The organism is Streptomyces sp. NPDC052687, assembly GCF_040678395.1.
GTDB lineage: Bacteria > Actinomycetota > Actinomycetes > Streptomycetales > Streptomycetaceae > Streptomyces.
The window spans coordinates 171,702-198,596 of record NZ_JBFATR010000007.1; the positions used below are offsets into that span (position 1 = coordinate 171,702).

Consider the following 26,895-nt stretch of genomic DNA (forward strand, 5'->3'; position numbering starts at 1 on the left):
CCGCCGGCCTCGGCCATGCTGCCGGCTTTGTGGCCATGCTCAAGCTGTCTGCGTGATGGGCGGTGTGGGGGTGAAGGCCCGGTCGTCGCGTAGGAGGGCCCACAACACACTGGTGCGGCGTCGTGCGAGGGCGATGACGGCTTGGACGTGTTTGCAGCCCTCGCCGCGTTTCTTGAGGTAATACTCCCGGTTGGGGCCGTCGCGGACGATGCTGGTCTGCGCGGAGGGGTAGAAGACTCTGCGCAGGCGGCGGCTGTAGCGCTTGGGGCGGTGCAGGTTGCCGGTGCGGCGGCCGGAATCGCGGGGGACGGGGACCAGTCCGGCGGCTGAGGCGAGGTGGCCGGCGTCGGCGTAGGCGGTCATGTCGCCCGCGGCGACGACGAACTCGGCTCCGAGGATGGGGCCCATGCCGGGCAGCGATTCGATGATCTCGGCCTGCGGGTGGGTGCGGAAGGTGTCGCGGATCTGCCGGTCGATGCGCTTGAGCCGGTCGTCCAGGGCCAGGATCTGAGTGGCCAGATCGGCGACGATCTGTGCGGCGGTGTCCTCGCCGGGCAGTGCGGTCTGCTGGGCCTGGGCGGCTTCCATGGCTGTGGCGGCCACGTTGTCCGCGTCGCGGACACCTCGGTTGGCCAGCCAGGCCGTCAGGCGGGCCAGGCCGCGTCGGCGCAGGGCGGCCGGGGTTTGGTAGCCGGTCAGCAGGATCAGTGCGCCCTTGCGGGCCGAGTAGTCGAAGGCTCGCTCCAGGGCGGGGAACATGCCGGTGAGCACGTCGCGGAGCCGGTTGACCGTTCGCACCCGGTCGGTGATCAGGTCGGTGCGGTGGGCGGTCAGGAGCGCGAGGTCGGCGGCCAGCTGGGCGGGGACGTCGAGGGGGGTGAAGTCCCGGCTGTGGCGGGCGGTTTCGGCGATGACATAGGCGTCGCGGGCGTCCGTTTTGGCCTCGCCCCGGTAGGCGCCGGCCATGCGGTTGACGGTGCGGCCGGGCACGTAGACGGCCCTCTGGCCGTGGGCTGCCAGCAGCGCCAGTAGCAGGGCGGAGGACCTGCTGGAGATGTCCACCGCCCAGTGCACCCCATCGGCCAGGTCCAGGATCTCGCCGAGTGCTGTCAGGATCGCCGACTCGTCATTTTCGATCTTTTTCGACCACAGGGTCGTGCCGGTCTCGTCGACCGCTGCGGCCCAGTGATGGCCCTTGCCTGCGTCGATACCGACCCATATCCGGGCCCGCTGTTTGCTCACGCGTCCCTCCCGCAGCCGAGTTTCCTGCCGTCGGGCCCGTAGGACACCCCGTCGTCAGCTCCGTAAACAGCGACGCGTTCCGCGTATTTCAATCAGCGACCAGGGCGCCCCGGAGAGCCGGACGGCCACTCCAGCCGAGCCACGGTCGGCAAGCTGCTTTGAAGCCACATCCGGCCCTCCCGGGCCACCGAACAACTTACGGAGCTGCTTTGGCGCGAGTGATCATGGCCCCGTAAGCTTCCGGCGCGTCGGGCAGTCTGTGGACCTGCCCGGTAAAGCACGACGTTGGGGCCATGATCTTCGAGGCTCGCGCCAAAGTGGCTGCCTAAAGCTGTGGAGCCGACCGCCCCAGCCGCGACTTACCCCTTCTACGGAAAGCGGCGGATTGCTTTGCGCGCGGCACGGGCGCCGGCCGGGCTGGAGCGGGGCGGAGACAGGAGCGCAGGCCCGGCCGGGGGCCGGGCCGCGCGCGGGGAGCGGAGCGAGCCGCCTTGATGAAGTAGAGAAAGTCTTATCCCGCTGGGATGAGCCGCTTCCCGTCGTGGCTTCGTACGTGGGGGCCGTTGCCGTCCAGGGCGTCCAAGAGCCTGATGGCGAAAACCTCGGTCATGCGCTCGCTGACCTCGTCGGGGGTGAGCCACTCGACGGCTGTCGACTCGCTCGACGTGCGCTCAGCGCCGCCGGATGGCTTGCAGCGGAAGACCAGGGCCACGATGCCTCGCGTCGTGTTCTTGTAGACGCCGGTCAGCTCGTCGACCTCGACGTGGATGCCTGTTTCCTCCAGGACCTCGCGGGCGACGCCGGCTTCGGGGGTTTCGTGGAGTTCGAGCACTCCGCCGGGGAGCTCCCAGGTGCCGTTGTCAGCGCGGCGAATCGCCAGGAGCCGCCCGTCTTCACGCACCACCACTCCGGCTACGGAGACCGAGTGCAGCGGTACGGACGTTGCTCCTTGTGATTCACTCATGTACAGGAGCATAGGAGGCGGAGAAGGACGATGGGAACCGCAGCAGGAGGTGAGAGGTCCGTACCTCGGTACGTGCAGATCGCCGATGAGATCGTGCAGCAGATCCGGGCCGGTGTCCTCAAGCCCGGTGACATGGTGCCGAGCGAATCCGAGCTGGTCGAGCGCTACGGAGTGTCGGGCGGCACGATCCGCAAGGCCATGGTCGAAGTACGCGCGAGCGGACTGGTCGAGACCCGGCACGGCAAGGGCTCGATCGTGAAGGACCGGCCGCCGGTGCGGCACCGTTCCTCCGACCGCTTCCGCCGCTCGCACCGGCGTGGCGGCAAGGCCGCCTACCTCGCCGAGTCGGCACAGTCCGGAGCCACCGCCAAGGTCAGCGTCCTGTACGTCGGGCCCATGGAGGCTCCCGAAGATGCTGCTCGACGGCTGGGCGTCGACGTCGGCGCTCAGGTCCTCGCCCGGCGTCGCCTCTACTTCCGCAACGGCACCCCGGTGGAGACCGCCACTTCCTATCTCCCGTGGGACGTGGTGAAGGAGATTCCGGAGCTGTTCGCCGAGAACCCCGGTGGCGGTGGCATCTACGCCCGACTCGAAGACCACGGACACGAGTTCGCGGAGTTCGTCGAGACGCTCCAGGCGCGGCCGGCCTCCAAGGCGGAGGCGTCGGAGCTCGCGCTCAGTCCCGGCGCCGCGGTGGTCCATCTGATCCGTGAGGCTCGCACGACCGAGGGTCGCGTGGTCGAGGTCTGCGACACGCTCATGGCTGCTGACCAGTTCGTTTTCGAGTACCGCATCCCCGCCGCCGACTGACCCGACCTCAACTCGCCCTCAGCCCGTCGCGACTTCTGAGCCGCGGCGGGTTGACTCATGTATAGGAGTGCCGCACTCTTCTTTATGTCACTCATGTACATGAGTGAAGGAGCCCTACATCTGTAGAGGAGTGTTCTGTCATGCGTCAGATCCCCGTCGACACCTCCAACGCCGTCGTGATGGTCGCCAAGGCCCCGCAGCCCAAGGTGAAGGACCGTCGGACCGGCGAGATCGCCCTGGACGCCGAGACCGGCGCGAAGCTGATGACCGTGGACGTGATGTTCGCGGCCAACAACGAGGTGGAGATCCTGTCCCTCACCGTCCCCGAGACCGGCGTCTCCGAGGAGCTGACCATGGGAACCCCGGTCGCGCTCACGGGGTTGATCGCCCGCCCGTGGGAGAACGAGTTCAACGGCCAGAGGCGGCACGGGATCGCCTTCCGCGCGGTCGCGGTGACTTCACTGGCCGCTGCGGGTTCGGCCTCGAAGGCGGCCTGAGCCATGACGTGGCCGACGGTCTTACTCCTGGTGGTCGTCGCCGCAGCGGGGCTCCTGCGGTGGCGGCGCCCCGCCTGGTACTGGCTGACCTTCGGAGTCACCCTCGCCGTCCTGCGGGTCCTGATCCGCTACGCCTCGGTCATGGACGCCTGCGGCCTGGCGGTCCCGCCCTCCCGCTGGCGCCTGGCGCTGGCCCGGATGACCAACCGTCCGACGCCGGAATCGCGCCCGCCACGCATCCTGCGGCTGCGGCCCACCCGCACCGGCCTGGTGCTCAGGCTCAAGCTCCGGCCGGGCCAAGACGCCTTCGACGTGGCCGCGGCCTCGGACCGGCTGCGTCACTCCTTCGGGATGTACGGCGTGACCTCCCGGGAGCTGCGCTCGGGCGTGGTCGAGGTGCGGATGACCGGCTACGACGTGCTCAAGCGGGTGCAGATGCCCGCCCGCCTCGACACTCGCCCGATGCGCGTCCCGGTCGCGCTGCGGGAGGACGGCTCGGTGCACTACCGCGACTACCGTGCCGTCCCGCACGGCCTGACGCTGGGCGCGACGGAGTCCGGCAAGTCCGTCTACCAGCGCAACCTCGTCGCCGGGCTCGCCCCGCAGCACGTGGCCCTGGTCGGCATCGACTGCAAGCAGGGCGTGGAGCTGTTCCCGCTGGCCCGGCGGTTCTCCGCGCTCGCCGACAACCCGGACACCGCCCTTGAGCTCCTGGAAGCGCTCGTGGCGCACATGGAGGAGGTCTACCAGCTGATCCGGGCCGAACAGCGCATCAGCGTCGCGGTGCCGGATGCGGAGATCGCCGCCGACATCTGGGACCTGCCCGAGGACCTGCGACCGGTACCGGTGGTGGTCCTGGTCGACGAGGTCGCCGAACTCGCCCTGTACGCCACCAAGGAGGAGGAGAAGCGGCGGGACCGGATCATCACCGCCCTGGTCCGCCTCGCTCAGCTCGGCCGCGCGGCCGGCATCTACCTGGAAATCTGCGGGCAGCGCTTCGGCTCCGAACTCGGCAAGGGCATCACCATGCTCCGCGCCCAGCTCACCGGCCGCACCGCCCACCGCGTCAACGACGAAACCTCCGCCAACATGGCCTTCGGCGACATTGCCCCGGACGCAGTCCTGGCCGCGATCCAGATTCCCGCCGAGATCCGCGGGCTGGCCATCGCCGGGGACTCCTCCGGCGGCTGGCACCGCATCCGCGCCCCGCACACCTCGCTGCGCCAGGCCGTGAACCTCTGCAACAAGTACGCCGATCGCACCCCCGACCTGCCCGCCCTCGCCCCCTTCCGGCCCGCGCTCGCCGCGCTGCCGTCGGCCCGGTCGCCGCTGTCCAAGACGGACCCTGCCACGGCCTGACCTCACCCGCCCTCTCGGCCGGCGTGACCGCCTTCGCGCCAGGTCCCTACCCCCGCCATGCCTGCTCACAGGAAGGAGCCGTGATGGGCCGCCCCACCTTCCGTATCGACGCCGTGCTCGTCCAGGCCGTCATCGCCGGGGCGCTGTCCTTCGCCCACCTGCACGACCTGGCCGCCGCTGCCGGACAGGACGGCTGGAAGGCCTGGGCGTACCCGGTCTCGGTGGACCTGCTGCTGGTCGCCGCCTGGCGTCGACTGCGCACCGAGGGGCCGTCCCGGCTGGCCTGGTGCTGGTTCCTGATCGCCCTGGTCGCCTCGCTCGGCGCCAACGTCGCTACCGCCGGACTCCTCGACCTCGGCGACGTCCCGGCCTGGCTGCGCATCCTCGTCGCCGCCTGGCCCGCCCTGGCCTTCATGGGCGGCACCCTCCTCGCCCACACACCCACCCGCCGGGGTTCGGAGGTGCCGGCACTCGCCACCCCCGACCCGGACCCCGTGCCCGAGGCGGAGCCCGAACCGGCCGTCGTCGAGCCGGACCCAGTGCCCGGCCCCGCTGCGGCCCCGGCACCCGAGGAACCACCGGCCCCGCCCACCGCCGAACCATCCTCGGCTTCTCCGGCGGTGCCGGTCCCGGCCGCGCTGGTCGACCACGCCCGCAAGGTCGCCGCCGACCACGAGCAACGGACCGGTGCCCGGATCGACACCGACACCCTGCGCGCCCGCCTCGGCGTCCCGCCGCACCTGGCCGACGCCATCGCCGCCCAGCTCACCTGACCCCGACGGGAGACACGTCTTGACCTGTGACCCGGCCGACCTGACCGCCGCCGACCACCTCGACGCCGCCGCCGAGATGACCGCCGCCGACCGGCCCTACCTCGCCCACCTGCTCGCCGAGGAAGCCGCCCGTCGCACCACCGACCCGGCCACCGCCGCCGGCATCCGCGCCGCCTTCCCCGACCCGACCACCACCCGAGAGGAGACCCACTGACATGCCCGCCCGCGACTTCTTCCACTCCGTGATGCGGATCGGCCCGGTGCAGATCGGCACCCACCGCAACCGCTACGGCCAGACCAAGCACGCCGCCGTGTGCAGCAACGACGGCTGCGGCTGGTCCGCCGACTACTCCAGCCGGTCCGCCGCCCAGCTCGCCGCCCGCACTCACCGCTGCAAGGTCCGCTAGGAGGCCACCCGTGGACGTCCCTCTCTGGCTCGCCCTGATCGTTGTGGGCTGGCTCGGCGTCAAGCTCATCCGCCCGCCCTGGTGGCTCGTCGCCGTACTCCTCCTGGGCGGCTACCTCCTCGCCGACAGCCTTCTCGCCCCGGTCATCGACACCGCCGTGAAGTAACCCGAGAAAGGAGATCCGTCATGTTCCGGCCCAAGCTCCCGACCATGCCGCAGCCCACCGGCACTGTCACCCCGCCCGCGGTCATCGAGCCGACCGCCGTCACCCCGGGCACCCCGGCCCCGCCGCCGGCACCCGTCGTCCCGGCCCGGTCCACGGTCCAGCTCACCCCCGGCACCGCGCTCGCCCTGGTCGGCGGCGGCACTGCCGTGGTCTTGGTCGTCGGAGCCGTCCTGGTCTCCATGCTCCTCGCGGTCGCCGTCACCGCCGTCTCGGTCGCCGTCTGCGCCGTCGTCCTGCGCTCGCTGCTCGCCGCCGAGGCGAAGCGACGCTGACCGGCCCCCGGGCGGCCTCGATACCGCCAAGCATCCGCCGCCCGGGCGCCGTCCCTGTCCGTTCTCGCAACCGGAAGGAACACCCAGCATGGCCCACCGCGCCTCATCCGCGATACCGAGCGCGCCCATGCCAGACACACTGCTCGATCCGATCACCCTCGGAGACGTGCTCCGAGTGGCCTCGGCCTCCGACTACGCACGCTGGGAGGACCAGATCCGCCGCACCGGCGGCTGCTCCGATCCCATCCACCTCACCGGCTGGACCCTCCAGAAGGACAGGACCACCGGTGAGACCCTGCACCACTACTCCACCGCGAACGAGCCGGGTGGACGGCTCCGCCTCGCCTGCGGGAACCGCCGCGCGTCCCGCTGCCCCGCCTGCGCCTGGACCTACGCGGGGGACACCTACCACCTGATCCGCGCTGGCCTCGCCGGAGATGACCGCCGTGACGTCCCCGCCACCGTCCGGGATCACCCGCGCGTCTTCGTCACCCTCACGGCCCCGTCGTTCGGCCCGGTCCACAACCGGCCCGATCACGGCACCTGCCGCTGCGGCACCCCGCACGCGCCCGACGCCCCGGAGCTGGGCACCGCCCTCGACCCGGCGACGTACGACTACGCGGGCGCCGTGCTGTTCAACAACCACGCCGGGCAGCTCTGGCAGCGCTTCACCACGCGGCTCCGCCGCGAACTCGCCGCCCGCGCCGGTCTGACCCGCCGGGAGCTCGCCGATCACCTTCGCGTCTCGTACGGCAAGGTCGCCGAATTCCAGAAGCGCGGGGCCCTGCACTTCCACGCCGTCGTACGCCTCGACGGGCCAGAGGGGCCCGGAACACGCCCGCCCGCCTGGGCCACGGTCGACCTCCTCACGGATGCGCTGCGTGCCGCCGCCGCGCATTCGTACACGTCGGTCTCCGTCCCGGCCGTCGGTGATCAGCCGACCCGGACCTTCCGCTGGGGCCGGCAACTCGACGTCCGCCCGGTCAAGGCCTTCGGCGACGGTTCCGACATCACCGAACAGGCCGTCGCCTCGTACGTGGCCAAGTACGCCACCAAGGCCGCCGAGAACACCGGCACCCTGGACCGCCGCATCGGCGAACTCGCCGAACTCGACCGCCACGGCGTTCCCGACCACACCCGTCGCCTCATCACGGCGTGCCGCGACCTGGACGGCCTCTACCCGGACCGGCGCCTCTGGGCCTGGGCGCACATGCTCGGGTTCCGCGGGCACTTCTCGTCCAAGTCGCGCACCTACTCCACCACCCTCGGCGCCCTCCGCCAGGAACGCGCCGACTACCGCGCCGCCCAGGAAGCCACCGCCCTCGGCCTCGCCGACCGCGAGCCGGACACCGGCCTGGTCCTCGCGGACTGGCAATACGCCGGCCACGGCCACACGCCGGGCGAGGCCGCCCTCGCCGCAACCATCGCCCGGGATCTCCTGACCAACCGCGACACCGCCCGCGAAGCCCTCCTCACCGAAGGGAGCACGGAATGACCACGACCGTCCGGTCACGCAGCATGCTCACCCTCGCGGAGGTCTGCGAGGAACTGGCCATCTCGCGCTCGACTTTCTACGACTGGCGGGCCAAACGCCGTGCACCGCGCTGCATCAAGCTCCCGAACGGCGACCTCCGGATCCGGCGGAGCGACCTCGAAGACTGGCTCTACGACCGTGAGGACGCCGCCTGATGGAGACGACGTACGACGTCAAGGTCTACAAGATCCTCACCTACAAGGGCGCCCGGAAGAACACGTACACAGTGCGCTGGGTGGTCGCGGGGAAGCGCTGGCGTGAACCCTTCGACACGGTTGCGCTCGCCGAAGGCTTCCGCTCCGAACTCATCCGGGCCACGAGCAAGGGCGAGGCTTTCGTCATCGCCACCGGTCTTCCGGTGTCCCATCGCTCCAAGGCCGCTGCCATGAGCTGGTACAAGTTCGCCGTCGAATACGTGGACGCCCGTTGGCCTCAACTCGGCGGCCACAGCCGCAAGAACATCGCCAAGACCCTGACCGCGACAACCATCGCACTGTTACGGGCCAAGCCCACCCAGTTCGCACCGGCAGCCGTACGCACCGCTCTGCGCGAATGGGCGTTCAACACCAACCGACGCCCGGACGCGCCTCCGGACGTGGTGGCCATCCTTCGATGGGTCGAGCGGAACTCCTTGCCTGTCTCCGCTTGGGAGGACCCGGAGATGGTCGACCAAGTCCTTCGCGCCATCGACACCCGCCTCGACGGCAAGCAGGCGGCGGCCTGGTCCCGCAAGCGCAACCGTCGGATCCTCAACGTCGCCATGAAGTACGCGATCCGGCGGCGCATCCTGAGGGCCAACCCCCTTCCCAAGGGGAAGGAGTCGACGGCCGCCACGAAGACCACGAACGCCGTGGACAAGCGGTCCCTGATGAACCCCGAGCAGGCGGCGGCGATCCTCGACTGGATACGGCGCCGGCCGCGCGGCGGCAAGCGGCTGCACGCCTTCTTCGCCACGCTCTACTACTGCGGCCCACGCCCTGAGGAAGCCGTGGCCATGCGCGTGGAGGATGTGACGCTGCCGGAGCCTGACGCCGAAGATCAGTGGTGCGAGCTGCTGATCCACACGGCGACCCCCGAGGTCGGAAAGCAGTGGACCGACACGGGGGAGATCCATGAGCAACGCGACCTGAAGGGCCGCGCGGAGGGCGAGACCCGCACTGTGCCGGGGCATCCGGCCCTGACGCGCATCCTGCGCCAGCACATCGAGGACGAGCAGCTCCAGCCGGGTGATCTGCTGTTCCAGGGCGAGTCGGGCGGCATTCTCGCCGGGTCCGTCATCCGTCGGGCGTGGCGCAGCGCGCGTAAGGCCGTACTGCCCCCTCACGTCTACGAGTCGCCCACCGGGCGGCGCGTGTACGACAACCGGAACACGCGGTTGACGAAGTGGCTGAACGACGGGATCCCACCCGCGCAGGTGGCGGAGTGGGCCGGAAACAGCGTGGCCGTCCTCCTGGCCACCTACGCCCGCTGCATCGACGGGCAGTTGCCGGACCTGAAGCGGCGGCTCGAAGCCGCGGGTGATCTCCCGGAGGTTCCGGGCGCCGGCTGATCGTCCGGCCGAAAACCTCGACACGTATTCGACACGGCCACCCGCCAAAACCCGGCGACAGCCGTACAGCCCCGGATTCCGCCCTTGATCATCGACAGGGCGTCCGGGGCTTCGTCGTGTCGGTCGGCACCTGCTCTGAACAGCAGAAAGCCCTCCCATCGGGGAGGGCGGAGACTGGCGCCCCCGGCAGGACTCGAACCTGCGGCCAAGCGCTTAGAAGGCGCCTGCTCTATCCACTGAGCTACGGGGGCCGGGTGTGGTGGCCTCTGTCGTGGTGCCCGGGTGTGGGCTGATCCGTGACGTTGCCGGGGACAAGGATAGGGCTCCCGGATCCTTGACCCTGTTGCTTCGCCTCCGTGGCTCGATGTGGAGGTTCGGTGAAGCGGTCCTGATAATCGCAGGCAGGTACGAATCGTGCAGCGCTTTTGACGCCTCGCGCACCGGGTGTTGTGCACTCGTTATGCCTGCGCTGCCGTCCTGTCCCGGTCGTCCCTTCCGTCCCTTGTGTCCTGTCGGCGCGCAGACATGCTCATATGCTTCAGAAATCCCATAAAATTGGGCATTCTTCGCATGTGGTGACCTTGGACGTACGGCCTCAGCTGCTCGACGCACTCTCCGCGCTGCGCGACCGCGTCGCCGCCGCACGCTTCCCGCTGCCCCTGGCGGGGGCCCCACGCGCGCGTGCCAACCGCGACGAACTGCTCGCCCAGCTCGACGACTACTTGGTGCCCCGGTTGAGACAGCCGGAAGCACCGCTGCTCGCCGTCGTAGGGGGATCCACCGGGGCCGGGAAGTCGACGCTCGTCAACTCGCTCGTGGGGCGGCGGGTCAGCGAGGCGGGTGTGCTGCGGCCGACGACACGGACACCGGTGCTGGTCTGCCACCCGGAGGACCATCACTGGTTCAGCGGGATGCGGGTGCTGCCCGACCTCACGCGCGTGTGGGTGCCCCAGCAGGAGGCGAGTGACGACCTGCTGCTCCCCGGCGAGAACCCCGCGCGCGTGCTGCGCATCGAGACCGCCGAGACCCTGCCGCCCGGCCTCGCCCTGCTCGACGCGCCCGACATCGACTCCCTCGTCGCCGACAACCGCGTCCTCGCCGCCGAGCTGCTCTGCGCCGCCGACATCTGGGTCATGGTCACCACGGCGGCCCGCTACGCCGACGCCGTCCCCTGGCATCTGCTGCGCACCGCCAAGGAGTACCAGGTGACGCTGGTCACCGTGCTCGACCGGGTGCCCCACCAGGTGGTCTCCGAGGTCTCCCGGCGGTACGGCGCCCTGCTCACCAAGGCCGGCCTCGGCGACGTGCCCAGGTTCACCGTGCCCGAGCTGCCCGAATCCGCCTGGGGCGGCGGACTGCTGCCCGCCACCGCCGTCGCGCCGCTGCGCACCTGGCTCGTCCACCAGGCCCAGGACCCCGCCGCCCGCCAGCACGCCATGGCCCGCACCGCGTACGGCGTCCTCGACTCCCTGAAGTCCCGGATGCCCGAGCTGGCCAGTGCCGCCGCCGCCCAGTACGCCGCCGCCCTGCGGCTCACCTCCGCCGTCGACACCGCCTACGACAGCGAGCACGCGCGCGTGCGCAGCCGACTCCAGTCGGGGGCCGTGCTCGCCGGGAACGCCCTCAAGCGGTGGCGGGCCTTCCCACTCGACTGCACCGCCGGGGAACTGCTGGACGCGCTCGTGGACAGCCTCGGCGACCTGCTGCTGTGCGCCGTCACCGCCGCCGACGAGCGTGTCGACGACGCCTGGCGGCGCGAACCCGCCGCGGGCGCCCCCGAACTCGCCGACCCCGACACCGGGCCGGACAGCGCCGAACACCGGATCGGGATGGCCGTACGGCGGTGGCGGCGGGAGCTGGAGGAGTACGCCGAGGAGGAGGTGCGCGAGCTCGACCGCACCCCCGCACCCGACCCTGAGGTGGTCGCCGCCCTCGTCGCCACCGCGCTGCTCGGCGGCCGCCGGGCCCGGTCGGCGGGCGAGGGGCTGGCCGAGCGGATCGGCGCGCACGGGGCGCTGCGGCTGCGGGACCGGGGCGGGCGGCTGCTCGCCGAGTACCTGGACCGCGTGATCCACGCCGAGCGTGAACGCCGTCTCGCCCCGCTCGACGCCCTCGACGTCCACCCCGAGCCGCAGGCCGAGCTCATCGCCGCGCTGTCCGTACTGCAGAAGGAGAGGTGACCGGTGACCGCCGTCACGGACCAGGACCACACCGAGCACGCTGATCAGGGCGGTCGCCCGGATCGCGACGGTCGCATGGGTCGCTCCGGTCATTCCAGTCGTTCTGAACACTCCAGTCACTCGTCTCACTCCGGTCACCGCGGTCACGTCGAGCGACGCGTTCCGGAGGAGGGGGAGGCCGGCGAGGGCGGGAAGCCAGGGGAGGCAGGTGTGCGCGCGGAGAGTGAGGAGAAGGGCGCCTCCCGCGTGGAGGACGACGGGAAAGGCACCTCCTGTGTGGAGGGCGATGGGAAGGGCGGCTCCCGCGTGGAGGGCGATGTGGAGGGGCGCGGTGCGAAGGGGAGCGGGACGGGCGGCATGACGGGTGACGCGCGTGGAGGGGAAAAGGTCGCCGGTGGGAAGGACGGCGGAGGGGAGGACCGAGAGGGGAATGGCGGCGCGGGGAAGGGCGGCGCGCGTGGGAAGGGCGGCGGTGCCCCTGGGCCTCGTACCGGCCGTCCGGAGTCCGGGATCGCCTGGGACGACGGGCTGATCGCGCGGCGGGTCACCGAAGGGGCCGTCACGGCGGAGCCGGTCACCTCGTCCGAGACCCGCATCGGCGGGCTGGGCGGGGCGCAGAGCGAGCCGCCCACGCCGGTGTTCGACGGGCGGCTGCGGTCACGGCTGGACGCGCTGCGGGAACTCGTGGGGCTCTCCCGGACCCGGCTCGACAGCCGGACGCTCGCCGAGGCGGGCCGCGTGCTCGACGAGGCGGCCGCGCGGCGCCGGCTGTCCGGGCAGCACACCGTCGTCGCCCTCGCGGGCGCGACCGGCAGCGGCAAGTCACAACTGTTCAACGCGCTCGCCGGAGTGACCATCTCGGAGACCGGCGTACGGCGCCCCACCACGTCATCGCCCATCGCGTGCAGCTGGAGCGACGGGGCGGCGCCCCTCATCGACCGGCTGGGCATCCCGCCCCGGCTGCGCCGCCGCCCCGCACAGCACGCGGACGTCGACGGGCAGCTGCGCGGGCTGGTCCTGGTGGACCTGCCCGACCTGGACTCGGCGGCCGTGCGCCACCGCGAGCAGGCGGACCGGGTGCTCGCCCTGGTCGACGCGGTGATCTGGGTCGTGGACCCGGAGAAGTACGCCGACGCCGTGCTGCACGAGCGCTATCTGCGGCCCATGGCCGGGCACGCCGAGATCATGTTCGTCGTCCTGAACCAGATCGACCGGCTGCCCGGCGAGGCCGCCGAGCAGGTCCTCGACGACCTGCGGCGGCTGCTCGACGAGGACGGCATCGCCCTCGGGGAGTACGGCGAGCCCGGCGCGACCGTGCTGGCGCTGTCCGCGCTCACCGGGGACGGCGTCGGCGAACTGCGCGAGGCGCTCGGCCAGTTCGTCGCCGAGCGCGCCGCCCCCGCGCGGCGTATCGCCGCCGACCTGGACGCCGCCGCGTGGCGGCTGCGGCCCGTCTACGCCACCGGCCGGCGCGCCGGGCTCAGCGAGGCGGCGCGGGACGAGTTCTCCGCGCGGCTCGCCGACGCGGTCGGCGCCACCGCCGCCGGGGAGGCCGCCGAGCGGGCCTGGCTGCGCAACGCCAACCGCGCGTGCGGCACGCCGTGGCTGCGGCTGTGGCGGTGGTGCCACGACCGGCGGGAACCGTCCACGGGCCGTATCCCGGTCCGGGCGCAGGCCGACGAGGAGGCCACCGCGCGGCAGCGGGTCGAGCAGGCGGTGCGGACGGTGGCCGACCGCGCGGCGGCCGGGTTGCCCGCGCCCTGGGCGCAGGCGGTGCGGGAGGCGGCCGTACGGGGCGCGCAGGGACTGCCCGAGGCGCTGGACCAGCTGACGGCGCGGGCCGCACTGCCCGGGGGGCGTCCGCCGCGGCCCGGCTGGTGGCCGGTGGCGGTGCTCGCGCAAGCGTCCATGACGATCCTCCAGGTCATCGGCGGGTTGTGGCTGGTCGGGCAGATCGTCGGGGTCATGTCACCGAACCTCGGGGTGCCGGTGCTGCTGATGGTGGCCGGGATCATCGGCGGGCCGCTGGTGGAGTGGAGCTGCCGGCTGGCGGCGAGGGGGCCTGCCCGGCGGTACGGGATGGAGGCGGAACGGCGGTTGCGGGAGGCGGCCGCCGGGTGCGGGCGGGCCCGGGTGCTGGATCCGGTGGCGGCGGAGCTGCTCCGGTACCGGGAGGTGCGGGAGCAGTACGGGAGGGTCATCGGGGCGGGGGCGCCGTAGGGGTTGTGGGGGGTTGTGTGTGGGGGCAGGGGCATACCCCGTCACCCGTGTGGGTGGCGGGGTTTTCCACATCCTGGGGGTGGGTCCACAGGCCGCGGCGGGCTCGGCGGAAGGCGGGCAGTCTGGGTGCGCGGCGATCGCGACGGACGCGGTCGCCGGACCAGACGACGCCGCCGTACGGGAGGGCCCGTACGAGGGAGGGGCTGACGATGAACGAGACGATCATCTGCGCGGTCGGGAACGTGGCGACCCAGCCGGTCTACCGGGAGACGCCGACGGGGGCGTCGGCACGGTTCCGGCTGGCGGTGACCGCGCGCTATCTGGACCGTGAGAAGAACACGTGGACGGACGGCCACACCAACTTCTTCACGGTGTGGGCCAACCGCCAGCTCGCCACGAACGTGATGTCCTCGCTGAACCTGGGGGAGCCGGTGGTGGTGCAGGGCCGGCTCAAGGTGCGCACCGACATGCGGGAGGGACAGAGCCGCACCTGGGCGGACATCGACGCCGTGGCGATCGGCCACGATCTGGCACGGGGCACGGCGGCGTTCCGCCGCACGGGGCGTGCGGAGGGAGCGGCGGGGACGACGGGAACGGCGGGGCCGGCCGATACGGCGGGGGAAACGACCTCCTCGTCACCGCGCCCGGAGCCCAACTGGGAGACGCCGACGGATGATTCGCCCCCTGCGGACGCACCCGACGACCAACGCCTAGCCGAGCCAGCACTGGTGACGTAATGTCAGGCAACGCCCGAGCCTGACCTGAAGTGCGGGCTTGTCGACGAATGCGCCGGAAAGGACCGGTGGATTTGTCGATAAGCCCAGCTCACGCCGGTCCGCGCGATAACGATTACGAGTCGGATCACCGCTCTGAAGGGATCACCGGGAAAGGCGGTACGCGCGCCTACCTAGGATGCCGGACGTGGCTCCTGGGGCTTGACCACTCTGCTGGCGGGACCGCGCCCCCACGTCAACCGGTCCTGCTCGAAGGGGAATTCTGTGTTTGCTTCGTTCTCCGCACGGTCCGTGTGCGGGCGAGGGGCGGCCGGTATCGCCGCCGCGACGCTGGTGTCCGGACTGACCGTGGCGACCCTGACGGCCGCCGCCGGGCGGGCCGCGGCCGACGAGACGGCGGGCCGGGCCCAGGGCGGCGCGACCGCCACCATCGGCGGCCTGAAGACGTACGGCGCCGCCGTGGTGCACAGCGACGCGGGCGATCAGGAGCTGTCGGCGGGGCTGTTCGAGATGTCCGTCGAGGGCGGCGGCACCCTGCAGACCTACTGCGTCGACATCCACAACCCCACGCAGAAGGACGCCAAGTACCACGAGACGCCGTGGAGCGGCACGTCGCTCGGCGCAAACGAGGACGCGGGCCGTATCCGCTGGATCCTGCAGAACTCCTACCCGCAGGTCAACGACCTGGCGGCGCTCGCGCGCAAGGCCGGTGTGAGCGGCGGCCTCAGCGAGCAGGACGCCGCGGCGGGCACCCAGGTCGCGATCTGGCGCTACTCGGACGGTGTGGACGTCGAGGCGGTCGACCCGCAGGCCGAGAAGCTCGCGGACTACCTGGAGGACAGCGCCCGCGGCACGGCGGAGCCCGAGGCCTCCCTCACCCTCGACCCGCCCGCGCTCTCGGGCCGCCCCGGTGCGCTGCTCGGCCCGGTCACGGTGAACACCAACGCGGACAGCGTCCGGGTGACCCCGCCGGCCGACGCCGCCACCAGTGGCGTACGGGTCGTCGGGAAGGACGGCAAGCCGGTGACCGCGGCGCAGGACGGCACCCAGTTGTTCTTCGACGTGCCCGCGGACGCGGCGGACGGCTCGACCGAGCTGACCGTGCAGGCCTCCACCACCGTGCCGGTGGGCCGCGCCTTCGCCTCCGAAAGCCGCAGCCAGACGCAGATCCTGGCCGGTTCAAGCGAGTCGACCGTCTCCGCGACGGCCACCGCGACCTGGGCGGAGGCCGGCGCCATACCGGCCCTCTCCGCGGCGGAGAACTGCGCCGAGGGCGGCGTCGACATCACGGCCGTGAACACGGGCGACGCGCCGTTCACCTTCGAGCTGATGGGCATGGAACACACCATCGCCGCGGGCGAGACCCGCACGGTGACGGTGCCCCTCCAGGAGGACCAGGCCTACGACTTCACGATCACCGGCCCCGCCGGCCTCGAACACCGCTTCACCGGCGTCCTCGACTGCCGCACCCAGGCCGCCGAGTCCGAGGACGCCAGCGTCTCCACCCAGACCCTCACCGATCCCACCCCCGCCACGGCCGGCGCCCCCACGGAGGACGTCAACCTCGCCGCGACCGGCAGCTCCGGCACCACACCGCTGATCGGCGGCGTGGCCATCGGCCTGGTGGTGATCGGCGGGGCGGCACTGGTGCTGGTCCGCAAGCGCAAGGCTCAGGACTGACGGGAGAGGCCCGAGGGGCCTCGTCCGCCACTGGTCGGACGGGACCGGCACGCGTGGGCACGGCCGGTCATGGCGGTACAGGGACGCGCCCGCGCCTGAGGGTGACATTGGCCCGCCCGGCGGCGGCCGGGCTTACTGGCCGGGTGACAGTGAAAGCCCTTGGCGGTGGGACAGAAGCTTCTGTGAGCAGATCTCTGTGTGCTCAGGACCGCTCGTTGCAGTCTGGCCCGGCGAGGCGTGTCCCTACCGCCAGGACCATGAGCACTGCGGTGCAACCGCCCAGCAGCATGACCGTGGACAAAGAGGTGCGGTCCAGGATGACTCCCCCTGCGAGGGCACCAATCGAGATGGTTGCCTGAAAAGAAGCTGTGAACAGGACCGATGCCGCTTCCGGGGCGTGCGGTGCCGCCTTGGAGAACCATGTCTGCGACGCGACTGGTACGGCGCCGTACGCGATGCCCCACAGGATCAGCAGCATCACTGCGCCGGTCTCCCAACGGCCCAACGCTGGAAGCAGGAGAGTCGCCGTGGCGATCAGGGCGGCCGCGAGCCCGAAGACGCCCCGCGGATACCGGGCCACCCAGGCGCCGCCCAGGAAGCTGCCGAGGATGCCGGCCGCGCCGTAGAGCAACAGGAACGCAGTGATCAGACCACCGCTGGCGTGGGTGACCTGTTCCAGGAATGGTGTCACGTAGGTGTAGGCGCCGAAGTGAGCCAGTACAACAAGGAACGTCAGCAGGAGTGCGAAGTGCGTGTTGACGTTGCGCAGCATGCCGCCCAGGACGCCCAGCCGCGTGGTCTGCACCGGAGGAAGCGGCGGGACGAAGAACAGCAGCATGATCAGTACGCCGACCGTCAGAGCTCCCATGACGGTGAAGGCCGTTCGCCATCCAGCGAGATCTCCGATGAGGGTGCCCGCCGGCACACCGAGGACGGATCCCAGCGGGACGGCAGAGAAGATCACAGCAGTTGCCCTGCCGACCGAGGCCGGCGGCACCAGTCGTTCCGCCAACCCGGCTCCGATCGACCAGAAGCCGCCGATCGTGATCCCGACCATGATCCGGGAAGTCAGTACGAGCCAGTAGTCGGGTGCCGCGGCGGCAAGAAAGTTCGCCAGTGCCGGCAAGAGCATGAAGACGCACAGCATCAGCCGGCGGTCGAAGCGTGCCGTGGCCACGGTGACCAGGGGAGCGGCGATCGCCGCCAGAAAGCCCGGCATGGTCATCAGTCCGGCCGTCCCGTCCGAGACGGTGAAACTGGATCCGATCGAGGTCAGCAGCCCGATCGGCAGGATCTCTGTGGTGACGATGGCGAAGATCCCCAGCATCACCGATACGACGGCCGGCCATCCCATCAGCGGAGAGCGAGGGGGTAAGAGTTCGCCGCTGACAGAAGCTGTGGTGGTTGCCGGCATGGCGTTCCGTCCTGTGAAAGGCAGCGCGTTCCGTGATCAGCGCAGCAGGCCTCACCGAGAGGTGGCTGGCAGATCTGCGACTGCACCCTTGCCCTTCACGGGTGATGTCGCATTCCGGCTGACAACGGCCGACGCGAGGGCTCAGGCCGCGCACCTCGCTGTGGGACTGAAAAGGCGCAGTCCCTACGGCGTCCCACGGCGTCGACCTCGCCGGGGGTGGTGCGCGAGAGCCTGGTCGAGACGGCACGGGGACTCGGGGAGCCCGTGCGGGACGTACGCGGGTACGAGTACGCCGTGATCAACGATCACGCGCTTCTCCCGTTCAGGTGCGCGCACGTTCAGTGAAACCCCAGGTCAGACGCCCCCCACCATACGGGTTTCCCCCAGGGGGTAGCCGTCAGGCAAGATGGGGTGTATCTGCCCACTGCCAGATTCAAGCTGCCGGACGGTTTCTCTTGGCTGAGTTCATTTACACCATGCGCAAGGCGCGCAAGGCGCACGGCGACAAGGTGATCCTCGACGACGTCACCCTGAACTTCCTCCCCGGGGCGAAGATCGGCGTCGTCGGCCCGAACGGTGCCGGTAAGTCGACCGTGCTGAAGATCATGGCGGGGCTGGAGCAGCCGTCCAACGGTGACGCCTTCCTCTCGCCCGGCTACAGCGTCGGCATCCTGCTCCAGGAGCCCCCGCTGAACGAGGAGAAGACCGTCCTGGAGAACGTCCAGGAGGGTGTCGCCGAGATCAAGGGCAAGCTCGACCGGTTCAACGAGATCGCCGAGCTGATGGCCACCGACTACTCGGACGCGCTGCTCGACGAGATGGGCAAGCTCCAGGAGGAGCTGGACCACGCCAACGCGTGGGACCTCGACGCCCAGCTGGAGCAGGCCATGGACGCCCTCGGCTGCCCGCCGGCCGACTGGCCCGTCACCAACCTCTCCGGTGGTGAGAGGCGCCGCGTCGCGCTGTGCAAGCTGCTGCTGGAGCAGCCCGACCTGCTGCTCCTCGACGAGCCCACCAACCACCTCGACGCCGAGTCGGTGAACTGGCTGGAGCAGCACCTGGCCAAGTACCCGGGCACCGTCGTCGCGATCACCCACGACCGGTACTTCCTGGACAACGTCGCCGAGTGGATCCTCGAGCTCGACCGCGGCCGCGCCTACCCGTACGAGGGCAACTACTCCACGTACCTGGAGACCAAGCAGACCCGTCTGAAGGTCGAGGGCCAGAAGGACGCCAAGCGCGCCAAGCGCCTCAAGGAGGAGCTGGAGTGGGTCCGCTCCAACGCCAAGGGGCGGCAGGCCAAGTCCAAGGCGCGTCTGGCCCGCTACGAGGAGATGGCCGCCGAGGCCGAGAAGATGCGGAAGCTGGACTTCGAGGAGATCCAGATCCCGCCGGGCCCGCGGCTGGGCAACATCGTCGTCGAGGTCGAGAAGCTCAACAAGGCCTTCGGTGAGAAGGTCCTGATCGACGACCTCTCCTTCACGCTGCCGCGCAACGGCATCGTCGGTGTCATCGGCCCGAACGGCGCCGGCAAGACCACCCTGTTCAAGATGATCCAGGGCCTGGAGACGCCGGACTCCGGTTCGATCAAGGTCGGCGACACCGTCAAGATCTCGTACGTCGACCAGAGCCGCGAGAACATCGACCCGAAGAAGACGCTGTGGGAGGTCGTCTCCGACGGCCTCGACTACATCAACGTCGGCCAGGTCGAGATGCCGAGCCGGGCGTACGTGTCCGCCTTCGGCTTCAAGGGGCCGGACCAGCAGAAGCCGGCCGGGGTGCTCTCCGGTGGTGAGCGCAACCGCCTGAACCTGGCGCTGACCCTGAAGCAGGGCGGCAACCTGCTGCTCCTCGACGAGCCGACCAACGACCTCGACGTCGAGACGCTCAGCAGCCTGGAGAACGCGCTGCTGGAGTTCCCCGGCTGCGCCGTGGTCGTCTCCCACGACCGGTGGTTCCTGGACCGCGTCGCCACGCACATCCTCGCCTACGAGGGTGACTCCAAGTGGTTCTGGTTCGAGGGCAACTTCGAGTCGTACGAGAAGAACAAGATCGAGCGGCTGGGTCCGGACGCCGCGCGTCCGCACCGGGCCACCTACAAGAAGCTGACCCGGGGCTGATCGGTCTTGCGGCACATCTACCGCTGCCCGCTGCGCTGGGCGGACATGGACGCGTACGGCCACGTCAACAACGTGGTGTTCCTGCGCTACCTGGAGGAAGCCCGTATCGACTTCCTCTTCCGCCCGGAGAAGGACTTCCAGCAGGGGTCCGTGGTGGCGCGCCACGAGATCGACTACAAGCGGCAGCTCGTCCACCGGCACGAGCCGGTGACCATCGAGCTGTGGGTCACCGAGATCCGGGCCGCCTCCTTCACCATCGCCTACGAGGTGAAGGACGGCGACCAGATCTACGTCCGGGCGTCGACCGTCATCGTGCCGTTCGACTTCGAACGGCAGCGGCCCCGCCGGATCACCGACGAGGAACGCGCGTTCCTCAAGGAGTACATGGACGACGCCGCCGAGCGGGGAGCCGGCGCGGCATGACGGAGCTGCACCTCGCCGACGAGAGGGAGGCGGCGGACCTCGCCGCCTTCCTCTCCCGGCTGCTCCACTACGACCGTGGAGCCGCGGTGCGCCTCCAGGCGGCGGGCACCGCGCTCGCCGTCTTCGGACGGCCGCCGTCCTTCGAGGTGCTGGCGATCCGCGCCGTACGGCTCGCCAAGCCGTACGAGAACGGGCTGGACGTCACCCTGGACGTGACCGTCTCCGCGGGCGAACTGCTCGAGTCCGTGGACGAGAAGGCGGCCACGGCCGCCGTGCCCGGCGCGGTGACCGGGCCGCCGTGGGCCGGGGTGCTGCCGCCGCGCGGCGGCTGGCGGCCGGAGCCCGGACTGCCGGCGACGGACGCGCTGCGCGCGATGGTCGCCGCCGGGGTCGCCGAGTTCCGCTCCCGCACCGCGGAACTGGCGCCCGAGGCGCGGACGCGGGCCGAGCTGGACCGGATCGGCCGGGAGATCTGGTCCCGGACCGTCGGCACCACCGGGCTGCCCGTGCGGGCCGTGCACGCCGCCCAGTCGCTGGGCTTCCTGCGGCCCGTGCCCGGCGCCGAGGAGCCGGCGCTGCTGGCCTCCGGGCCCTGGCTGCGGCTGCGCACGCCCTACGGGTCGATCGCCGTACGCCGGTCCCGGCCGGAGGGGCTGGGACTGCTGGGCGTCAGCGTCCGCTCGACGAGCTGAGGGCGGCCGGGGACACAGGGTCCCTGCCGCCCTTCTCGTCTCTTCCGGCGCTTCCGGCTCCTCCGGCGCTTCCGGCTCCTCCGGCGCTCCGGCTGTTCCGGCGCGGGCTCAGCCCGGGGTGTTCACCATCGACGCCGCCGCGTACGTCAGGTAGTTCCACAGCGTGTGCTCGTGCTCCTCGGACAGGCCGAGCTCCTCCACGGCGACCCGCATGTGCTTCAGCCACGCGTCGTGCGCCGCGCGGTCGACCGTGAACGGGGCGTGGCGCATCCGCAGCCGCGGGTGGCCGCGGTTCTCGCTGTACGTCGTCGGACCGCCCCAGTACTGCATCAGGAAGAGCGCGAGCCGCTCCTCCGCGGGGCCCAGGTCCTCCTCGGGATACATCGGCCGCAGGATCGGGTCCTCGGCGACTCCCTCGTAGAAACGGTGGACGAGCCGACGGAAGGTCTCCTCCCCGCCGACCTGCTCGTAGAAGGTCTGCTCCTGAAGCGTGCCACGCCGAATCTCTCTCACGCCCTCCATGCTCTCAGACACCGTGACCGAGGACGGAAGGCCTAGGACCCGCCCGCGGACCCCCCGCTCCCTCCCCACCTGGGGTGCTCGCCTCTGGCTGTGATGCGCAGCACAGTGGACGTATGGGTGCCCACGCTCTCGACAAGGACCTGGAAGAACTCGCCGTCTCCGCGCGGGCCGCGCTGGTGCGGGAGATCGAGGCGAGCGGCGCCTGGGCCGCGGACCCGGTGTGGCGGGAGGCGTTCGCCGCGGTGCCGCGGCACCTGTTCGTGCCGTACTACTACGTCGGCGTCCTCGGTGGATACGAACGTCGCTGGGGCGAACACCCCGACCCGCGGGCGCGGGAGCGCTGGATGAAGGGCGCGTACGCCGACGAGCCGCTGGCCACCCGGCTGCGCGACGGCCAGTTGCTCTCCTCCAGCAGCCAGCCCTCCCTCATGGCGCTGATGCTGGCCGCGCTCGGGGTCGAGGACGGCGACCGGGTGCTGGAGATCGGCGCCGGCAGCGGCTACAACGCGGCCCTGCTCGCGCACCGGCTCGGCGACGACGATCTCGTCACCACCATCGATGTGGACCCGGAGATCACCGAGTCCGCGCGGCGGCATCTGGACGCCGCCGGCTACCACCCCGTGGTCCTCACCGGGGACGGCGCGCGCGGAGTGCCGCAGCGGGCGCCGTTCGACCGGATCATCGCCACCTGCGCGCTGCCCACGATCCCGCGCGCCTGGCTCGCCCAGTGCCGCCCCGGCGGCCGGATCCTCACCCCCCTCGCCACCGGCCTGGTGCTGCTGACGGCCGGCGCCGGCGGGCAGGCCGAGGGCCGGTTCCTGGACTCCCCGGCCTACTTCGTGCCGCTGCGCGGCGCCGGCCCGAGCGACGCCGAGCCGGCGGGGCTGGGTGCCGTGCCGCGCCGGGGCCGCGAGGACGACCTGTTCCGGTTCCTGTTCGCGCTGACCCGCGGCAGCCTCGACCCGCAGGAGGCGTACGCGCTGTGGGAGCGCGAGGGCCGGCCGCGCCGCGACCGCTACGGCATCACGGTCACCGGCGAGGGGGAGTGGGCGTGGCTGGACGACCCGGAGGGGCCGTATGCCTGGCCCCTTCCGGGATGAGCCGTCCGGTCCGGCAGTCCGGTCCGGCAGTCCGGTCCGGCAGTCCGGTCCGGCAGTCCGGTCCGGCAGTCCGGTCCGGCGGTCCGCCCCGGCGGTCAGCCGCGGCGGATGGTGATCGTCGTCCAGGCGCCCACGTGCACCCGGTCGCCGTCCTGGAGCGGCACCGGCACGAACGGCTGGATCGGCTCCTCGGCGCCGTTGACCGTGGTGCCGTTGGTCGAGTTCTGGTCGACGATCGCCCAGCTGCCGTCCGGCTGCTGGACCAGCACCGCGTGCTGGTGCGAGACACCCGGGTCCTCCGGCGGCACCGACAGGTCGATGTCGGGGGTGTCGCCGGTGGAGTGGCGGCGGCGGCCGATGGTGACCTGGTTGCCGGTGAGGGTGCGCCGCTGCTCCGGTGAGTACGCGGGCAGGTTCAGGCCCGCGGCCTCGGGGCCGGAGCGCTGCATCATCGCCATGAAGTACTCGCGGTCCGGGCCGATCGTCGCCGTCCAGGTCACCGGGCCCTGCGGGGCGGGCGGTGCGGGCGGCGGCGGGGCCTGGTTCGCGCCGGGGTGCGGGTAGCCGTAGCCGCCGCCGGGCTGGGCGGGGCCACCCGGGCCGCCGGGACCGCCGTGGCTCTGGGGCCCGCCGTGGCCGTGGGGGCCGCCGGGTGCGCCGGGGCCGGTGGACGGCGGGGAGATCACCCAGTCGTCACCGCCGCCGTAGGACGGGCCGCCGGGGGCACCCGGACCGCCCGGACCACCGGGGCCGCCGGGGCCCGGCTGGTGGAAGGCCTGCGGGGCGCCACCCGTCGCACCGGGACCGCCAGGGCCACCGGGGCCACCGGGGCCGCCGGGCGGGCCGGGCGGCGGAGGGACCGAACGCGAGGGGTCCGCGCCGAAACCGGGCGGCGGACCCGCCTGGCCGGGCACGGGGGAGGGGCCGCCGGGGCGCTCCCCGAAGGGGCCGCCGGGCTGACCCGGACCGCCGGGGCCGGGGAAGCCGCCAGGACCACCGTGTCCACCGGCTCCACCCGGACCACCAGGTCCACCGGGCCTGGGCGGCATGCCGGGAGCGGCGTGTCCGCCGGGGCCACCCGGCTCACCGCCGAAGCCGGGGCCGCCCGGAGGGATCGGTTCCGCGGGACGGTTCACCTGTGACGGGCGGGAGCCCTGGTACTCGTACTGGTCCGTGCCGCCGTACGACGGCGGGCCGGGCGGCCGCTGGAAGCGCGGGTCGGGGCCCTGGCCGGGGCCGGGTGCCGGCGGGCGCGGGGCGGACGGCGCGGGCGGGGTGTACGAGGTCGCGGTGTTGGTCAGGAAGTTCCACCGGCACTCCTCGCAGAACGGCGCGCCGCCCTCGCGGGGCGTGCGGCACTGCGGGCACAGCTCCGGCTGCGGGCTGGGCGCCGCGGCCGGCCGGCCGGCCGCGCCGGGCGCGGCCGGCGGGAAGCCGTATCCGCCACCGCCGGGCGGCGGAGGAGGCGGGGGCGGGGGCACGGCTCCGGCCATGCGGTGACCGCAGACCTCGCACCAGTCGTCGGAACCCGACTGGTGTCCGTTCGGGCAGGTCGGCATGTCGGCGCTTCCCCCTCTCCTTTTCCGGCCGCTTCGACCGGATTTCTCCAACCCCAAGGGGTCAGGCTCGTTCCTGTTTACGTCACTTCTTTACACGAACAGTCTTGGTGGACCGAGTCTCGAGAGTCATCTCGTCGGCCTCCGCGACCTTCGCCTTCAGTCGCACAGTACCTGTCGCGGCGTCGACCACGTCCACCACCTTCGCAAGCAGTTTCGCAGTATCCGCGTTCCCCGAGGCGCCGGCGAGCTGAACGGCGCGCCCCAGTTTGGCCGTTGCTCCGTCGATGTCTCCGGATTTGCGCAGATCGAGCCCTTCCTGGATGACCTGGGCGAGTTCGGCCTGGCCGGTGTAGTGGGCGACCTGGGGGTTGATCGACGTCGACGCGGCCATGTCGTCGGTCCACACGGCCCGTACGAGACCCTGGGCGCCGAGGTTGTGCGCGCCGCCGTCGGGCTGCGGGATCACCAGCGAGACCCGCGCCGCCAGCATCTCCCGGCCGAGGTCCGCGGCGGGAACCTCCACGCAGAGGTGGTAATCACGGGACTCGTCCCCCCAGGAACCGGTGGGGTAGTCGCCGGCGCGCGGGCCGGCCTCGGTGCGGCGGCCGGTCAGGTCCTCGACCGTGGGCGCCACCTGTTTGAGGAACTTGATGGTCGTGCCGACCGGCGTCCACAGCCGCAGCGCGACATCCGCGACCTCCTTGCCCATCGCCGTCTCCATCATCCGCGTGAAGTCGGCGGCGAGAGCGGCCGGATCGGCGACGATGTCGGCGCTGCCGAGCAGCGCCGAGGCGATCCCTGTGACTTCTTTCACTTCCCAGTCGGTGCCGACGCCGCGCGCGTCACAGGTGAAACGTCCGGCGCAGGCGTCCAGGGAGGCCTTCAGATCCTCCGGCGACTCGTGTTCGTTGCGGCCGTCGGTGAGCAGGATGCCGTGGCGGATGGCCACGTCCGCGGAGGACAGCAGCCGGTCGGCGAGGCGCAGCCAGGTGCCGATGGCGGTGCCACCGCTCGCGCTCAGCTTGCGCAGCGCCTGCTTGGCCTGTTCACGGGTGGTGGGGCTCGCGGTCGCGAGCCGTCCGCCGCCCGGATAGACCTCCTTGGCCACATGGGTGCCGCCGATCACCGCGAAGTGCACGCCGTCGCGCAGGGTGTCGATCGCGGCGGCGGTCGCGTCCCGGGCGTTGCGCATCTTGGCCGGCGGGTAGTCCATCGACCCCGAGCAGTCGACCATGATCGCCACGGCGGCGGACGGGCCCCGGCCGGGCGCGTACACCTGCGGTGCGGTGACGGCGCTGCCGAGGGTGCCGCCGCCGGTCGCGGTCACCGTGACGATCGCGTTGACCTCCCGGCCGCCCTCCGGGAGGTACTCGTTCTGGTACACGTCCACCGAGAACCGGGGCACGTTCGACTTCGACAATCTGGCCATGCGTACTCGACTCCCCCTCGGTGCCCCGCCGGAGCGGGGTCACGGCTGTGGCCGGACCGGTCCCCTCCGGTCCGGCGAGGCTTCCCCGTCGCGCGCGCGAAGCTTCCCCGTGTCGCCCGACGCCTCAGGCGGATCCTGCCCCCTGCGGCGGGGCCGGGAACGGCAGGACGGCCACTGTTACGTTGTCGTGGCCCCCGCCGTCGAGCGCGTGCCCGACCAGGACGCGGGCGCTGTGCAGCGGCCGGTCGGCGGCGTCGGGCGGGAGGACGCCGGCCATCTCCTCGGCGGCCTCCGCGTAGTTCCACAGGCCGTCCGTGCAGACGATCACGACACCGGGGCGGTCCGGCTTGAACGAGGCGGTGTGCGGCTCCAGTTCGTAGGCGTCCGCGCCGAGCCAGCCGGTGATCGCGTGGGCGCGCTCGTCGGCGTACGCCTCGGCCTCGTTCATCAGGCCCGCGGCGACCATCTGCGCGGCCCAGGAGTCGTCCTCGGTGAGGCGGGCCGCGGGCGCGGTGCGGTCCAGGGGGATCCAGTAGGCGCGGCTGTCGCCGACCCAGCCGACCACCAGCAGACCGTTCGTCACCACCGCGCCCACCAGGGTGCACGCCGGGGCGTTCTGGTGCGGGGCGTGCTCGCGGGCCGTGGCGGGCTCGTGGGCCAGGGCGTTCACCGCCTGCGAGGCGGCGACGATCGCCTCGTGCATGGCCTGCTGGGGGTGGGTGCCGTGCGGCAGCGCGGCGAGCAGCGCGGCGCTCGCCGCGCGGGACGCGGCGAGGGAGGCGTCGTCGGGGCGGGTCGCCGAGGACACGCCGTCGCAGACGATCGCCACGGCGGCGGGGGACCCGTCGGGCAGTGCGGTGGTGCCGATGGCGAACGCGTCCTCGTTGCGGTGGTGGCGCAGGCCGCGGTCGCTGACGGCGGCGACGGGACCGGACTCCTCCTCCATGTGGTCGCGTTCGCGGGGCTGGGCGTGGCCGCAGTTCTCGCAGTAGCCGTCGTCGTCGACCCGGCCGGCCCGGCAGGCTACGCAGAGCCGGGCGGGGCCGGCGGGCGGCGCGGCGGCGGCGCCTTCGGCGATCTGCGGGTCCGGGGCCTGGAGCGGGTACTCGTCGGGCACGGCGGGCGCGGCGGGCGCGGCGGAACCGGCGGGGGCGTGGGGGGGGTGGCGCGCCGCGGGGGGGGGGGGCCC

Annotated in this window: 26 protein-coding genes and 1 tRNA gene; 19 read left to right on the forward strand and 8 right to left on the reverse strand. The window is 71.9% G+C overall.

Annotated features, from left to right (window positions below; translation table 11 throughout):
- Positions 1-39 precede the first annotated feature (39 nt).
- On the reverse strand, positions 40-1,242 hold the full coding sequence (locus AB0K92_RS10400; RefSeq protein WP_365921310.1) for an IS110 family transposase: 1,203 nt from the start codon (positions 1,240-1,242) through the stop codon (positions 40-42).
- Between the two features lie 511 nt (positions 1,243-1,753).
- Positions 1,754-2,218: an NUDIX domain-containing protein gene (locus tag AB0K92_RS10405; RefSeq protein WP_365921312.1), complete on the reverse strand. Its 465-nt coding sequence runs from the start codon at positions 2,216-2,218 to the stop codon at positions 1,754-1,756.
- 18 nt (positions 2,219-2,236) lie between these two features.
- On the opposite strand from AB0K92_RS10405, the gene AB0K92_RS10410 reads away from it, so the two are divergent.
- The 11 genes from AB0K92_RS10410 (at position 2,237) to AB0K92_RS10460 (ending at position 9,633) form a co-directional block, all read left to right on the forward strand.
- On the forward strand, positions 2,237-3,016 hold the full coding sequence (locus AB0K92_RS10410; RefSeq protein ID WP_365921314.1) for a GntR family transcriptional regulator: 780 nt from the start codon (positions 2,237-2,239) through the stop codon (positions 3,014-3,016).
- Positions 3,017-3,156: 140 nt separating this feature from the next.
- Positions 3,157-3,513: a hypothetical protein gene (locus AB0K92_RS10415; protein WP_365921316.1), complete on the forward strand. Its 357-nt coding sequence runs from the start codon at positions 3,157-3,159 to the stop codon at positions 3,511-3,513.
- 3 nt (positions 3,514-3,516) lie between these two features.
- Positions 3,517-4,872 carry an FtsK/SpoIIIE domain-containing protein gene (locus AB0K92_RS10420; protein WP_365921318.1) on the forward strand — a complete coding sequence of 452 codons (1,356 nt, stop codon included), beginning with the start codon at positions 3,517-3,519 and terminating at the stop codon, positions 4,870-4,872.
- 83 nt (positions 4,873-4,955) lie between these two features.
- Positions 4,956-5,645 (forward strand): DUF2637 domain-containing protein, encoded by a 690-nt coding sequence (locus AB0K92_RS10425; protein ID WP_365921320.1) that lies wholly within the window; start codon positions 4,956-4,958, stop codon positions 5,643-5,645.
- Between the two features lie 19 nt (positions 5,646-5,664).
- Positions 5,665-5,859, forward strand: coding sequence for a hypothetical protein (locus tag AB0K92_RS10430; RefSeq protein WP_365921322.1), 195 nt, complete (start codon positions 5,665-5,667; stop codon positions 5,857-5,859).
- A gap of 1 nt (position 5,860) precedes the next feature.
- Positions 5,861-6,052: a mobile element transfer protein gene (locus tag AB0K92_RS10435; RefSeq protein ID WP_365921324.1), complete on the forward strand. Its 192-nt coding sequence runs from the start codon at positions 5,861-5,863 to the stop codon at positions 6,050-6,052.
- A 10-nt stretch (positions 6,053-6,062) separates the two neighbouring features.
- Entirely contained in the window at positions 6,063-6,218 is a 156-nt protein-coding gene (locus AB0K92_RS10440) for a hypothetical protein (RefSeq protein ID WP_365921326.1), read from the forward strand.
- 20 nt (positions 6,219-6,238) lie between these two features.
- Complete coding sequence (locus AB0K92_RS10445) at positions 6,239-6,550, forward strand: SpdD-like protein (RefSeq protein WP_365921328.1); 312 nt, start codon at positions 6,239-6,241, stop codon at positions 6,548-6,550.
- A 127-nt stretch (positions 6,551-6,677) separates the two neighbouring features.
- Positions 6,678-8,045 (forward strand): replication initiator protein RepSA, encoded by a 1,368-nt coding sequence (repSA, locus tag AB0K92_RS10450; RefSeq protein ID WP_365921330.1) that lies wholly within the window; start codon positions 6,678-6,680, stop codon positions 8,043-8,045.
- Positions 8,042-8,239: a helix-turn-helix domain-containing protein gene (locus AB0K92_RS10455; RefSeq protein WP_365921332.1), complete on the forward strand. Its 198-nt coding sequence runs from the start codon at positions 8,042-8,044 to the stop codon at positions 8,237-8,239. The genes repSA and AB0K92_RS10455 overlap by 4 nt, the downstream gene beginning before the upstream one ends.
- Positions 8,239-9,633, forward strand: coding sequence for a site-specific integrase (locus AB0K92_RS10460; protein ID WP_365921334.1), 1,395 nt, complete (start codon positions 8,239-8,241; stop codon positions 9,631-9,633). The genes AB0K92_RS10455 and AB0K92_RS10460 overlap by 1 nt, the downstream gene beginning before the upstream one ends.
- A 175-nt stretch (positions 9,634-9,808) precedes the next feature.
- On the opposite strand, the gene AB0K92_RS10465 is transcribed toward AB0K92_RS10460, so the two are convergent.
- Positions 9,809-9,884 (reverse strand) — tRNA-Arg (locus AB0K92_RS10465).
- A gap of 321 nt (positions 9,885-10,205) precedes the next feature.
- On the opposite strand from AB0K92_RS10465, the gene AB0K92_RS10470 reads away from it, so the two are divergent.
- The 4 genes from AB0K92_RS10470 (at position 10,206) to AB0K92_RS10485 (ending at position 16,447) form a co-directional block, all read left to right on the forward strand.
- Positions 10,206-11,813, forward strand: a complete 1,608-nt coding sequence (locus AB0K92_RS10470) for a dynamin family protein (protein WP_365921336.1) — start codon at positions 10,206-10,208, stop codon at positions 11,811-11,813.
- Between the two features lie 3 nt (positions 11,814-11,816).
- A complete protein-coding gene (locus AB0K92_RS10475; protein WP_365921338.1) occupies positions 11,817-14,033 on the forward strand; it encodes a YfjP family GTPase in 2,217 nt (738 codons plus the stop codon).
- A 209-nt stretch (positions 14,034-14,242) separates the two neighbouring features.
- Complete coding sequence (locus AB0K92_RS10480; protein ID WP_365921340.1) at positions 14,243-14,770, forward strand: single-stranded DNA-binding protein; 528 nt, start codon at positions 14,243-14,245, stop codon at positions 14,768-14,770.
- 261 nt (positions 14,771-15,031) lie between these two features.
- The gene (locus AB0K92_RS10485) at positions 15,032-16,447 is read left to right on the forward strand and encodes a Cys-Gln thioester bond-forming surface protein (RefSeq protein WP_365921341.1); all 1,416 of its coding nucleotides are present in this window, start codon (positions 15,032-15,034) and stop codon (positions 16,445-16,447) included.
- Between the two features lie 202 nt (positions 16,448-16,649).
- On the opposite strand, the gene AB0K92_RS10490 is transcribed toward AB0K92_RS10485, so the two are convergent.
- Positions 16,650-17,861, reverse strand: coding sequence for an MFS transporter (locus AB0K92_RS10490; protein ID WP_365921343.1), 1,212 nt, complete (start codon positions 17,859-17,861; stop codon positions 16,650-16,652).
- A 455-nt stretch (positions 17,862-18,316) separates the two neighbouring features.
- On the opposite strand from AB0K92_RS10490, the gene ettA reads away from it, so the two are divergent.
- Genes ettA through AB0K92_RS10505 form a run of 3 tightly spaced genes read left to right on the forward strand, consistent with a single transcriptional unit; the run spans position 18,317 to position 21,096 of the window.
- A complete protein-coding gene (gene ettA / locus AB0K92_RS10495) occupies positions 18,317-19,981 on the forward strand; it encodes an energy-dependent translational throttle protein EttA (protein WP_165998677.1) in 1,665 nt (554 codons plus the stop codon).
- Between the two features lie 6 nt (positions 19,982-19,987).
- Positions 19,988-20,404 (forward strand): thioesterase family protein, encoded by a 417-nt coding sequence (locus AB0K92_RS10500; protein WP_365921346.1) that lies wholly within the window; start codon positions 19,988-19,990, stop codon positions 20,402-20,404.
- The gene (locus tag AB0K92_RS10505; protein ID WP_365921348.1) at positions 20,401-21,096 is read left to right on the forward strand and encodes a hypothetical protein; all 696 of its coding nucleotides are present in this window, start codon (positions 20,401-20,403) and stop codon (positions 21,094-21,096) included. The genes AB0K92_RS10500 and AB0K92_RS10505 overlap by 4 nt, the downstream gene beginning before the upstream one ends.
- A 108-nt stretch (positions 21,097-21,204) precedes the next feature.
- On the opposite strand, the gene AB0K92_RS10510 is transcribed toward AB0K92_RS10505, so the two are convergent.
- Positions 21,205-21,618, reverse strand: a complete 414-nt coding sequence (locus tag AB0K92_RS10510; protein ID WP_165998671.1) for a globin — start codon at positions 21,616-21,618, stop codon at positions 21,205-21,207.
- Positions 21,619-21,731: 113 nt separating this feature from the next.
- Between AB0K92_RS10510 and AB0K92_RS10515 the strand changes: the two genes are divergently transcribed.
- Complete coding sequence (locus AB0K92_RS10515; RefSeq protein WP_365921350.1) at positions 21,732-22,718, forward strand: methyltransferase domain-containing protein; 987 nt, start codon at positions 21,732-21,734, stop codon at positions 22,716-22,718.
- 95 nt (positions 22,719-22,813) lie between these two features.
- On the opposite strand, the gene AB0K92_RS10520 is transcribed toward AB0K92_RS10515, so the two are convergent.
- The 3 genes from AB0K92_RS10520 to AB0K92_RS10530 form a co-directional block, all read right to left on the reverse strand.
- Positions 22,814-24,277 carry an FHA domain-containing protein gene (locus AB0K92_RS10520; protein ID WP_365921352.1) on the reverse strand — a complete coding sequence of 488 codons (1,464 nt, stop codon included), beginning with the start codon at positions 24,275-24,277 and terminating at the stop codon, positions 22,814-22,816.
- Between the two features lie 82 nt (positions 24,278-24,359).
- The gene (locus AB0K92_RS10525; RefSeq protein ID WP_365921354.1) at positions 24,360-25,706 is read right to left on the reverse strand and encodes a VWA domain-containing protein; all 1,347 of its coding nucleotides are present in this window, start codon (positions 25,704-25,706) and stop codon (positions 24,360-24,362) included.
- Between the two features lie 124 nt (positions 25,707-25,830).
- On the reverse strand, positions 25,831-26,895 hold a 1,065-nt coding region (locus AB0K92_RS10530), incomplete at its 5' end, for a PP2C family serine/threonine-protein phosphatase (RefSeq protein ID WP_365921356.1).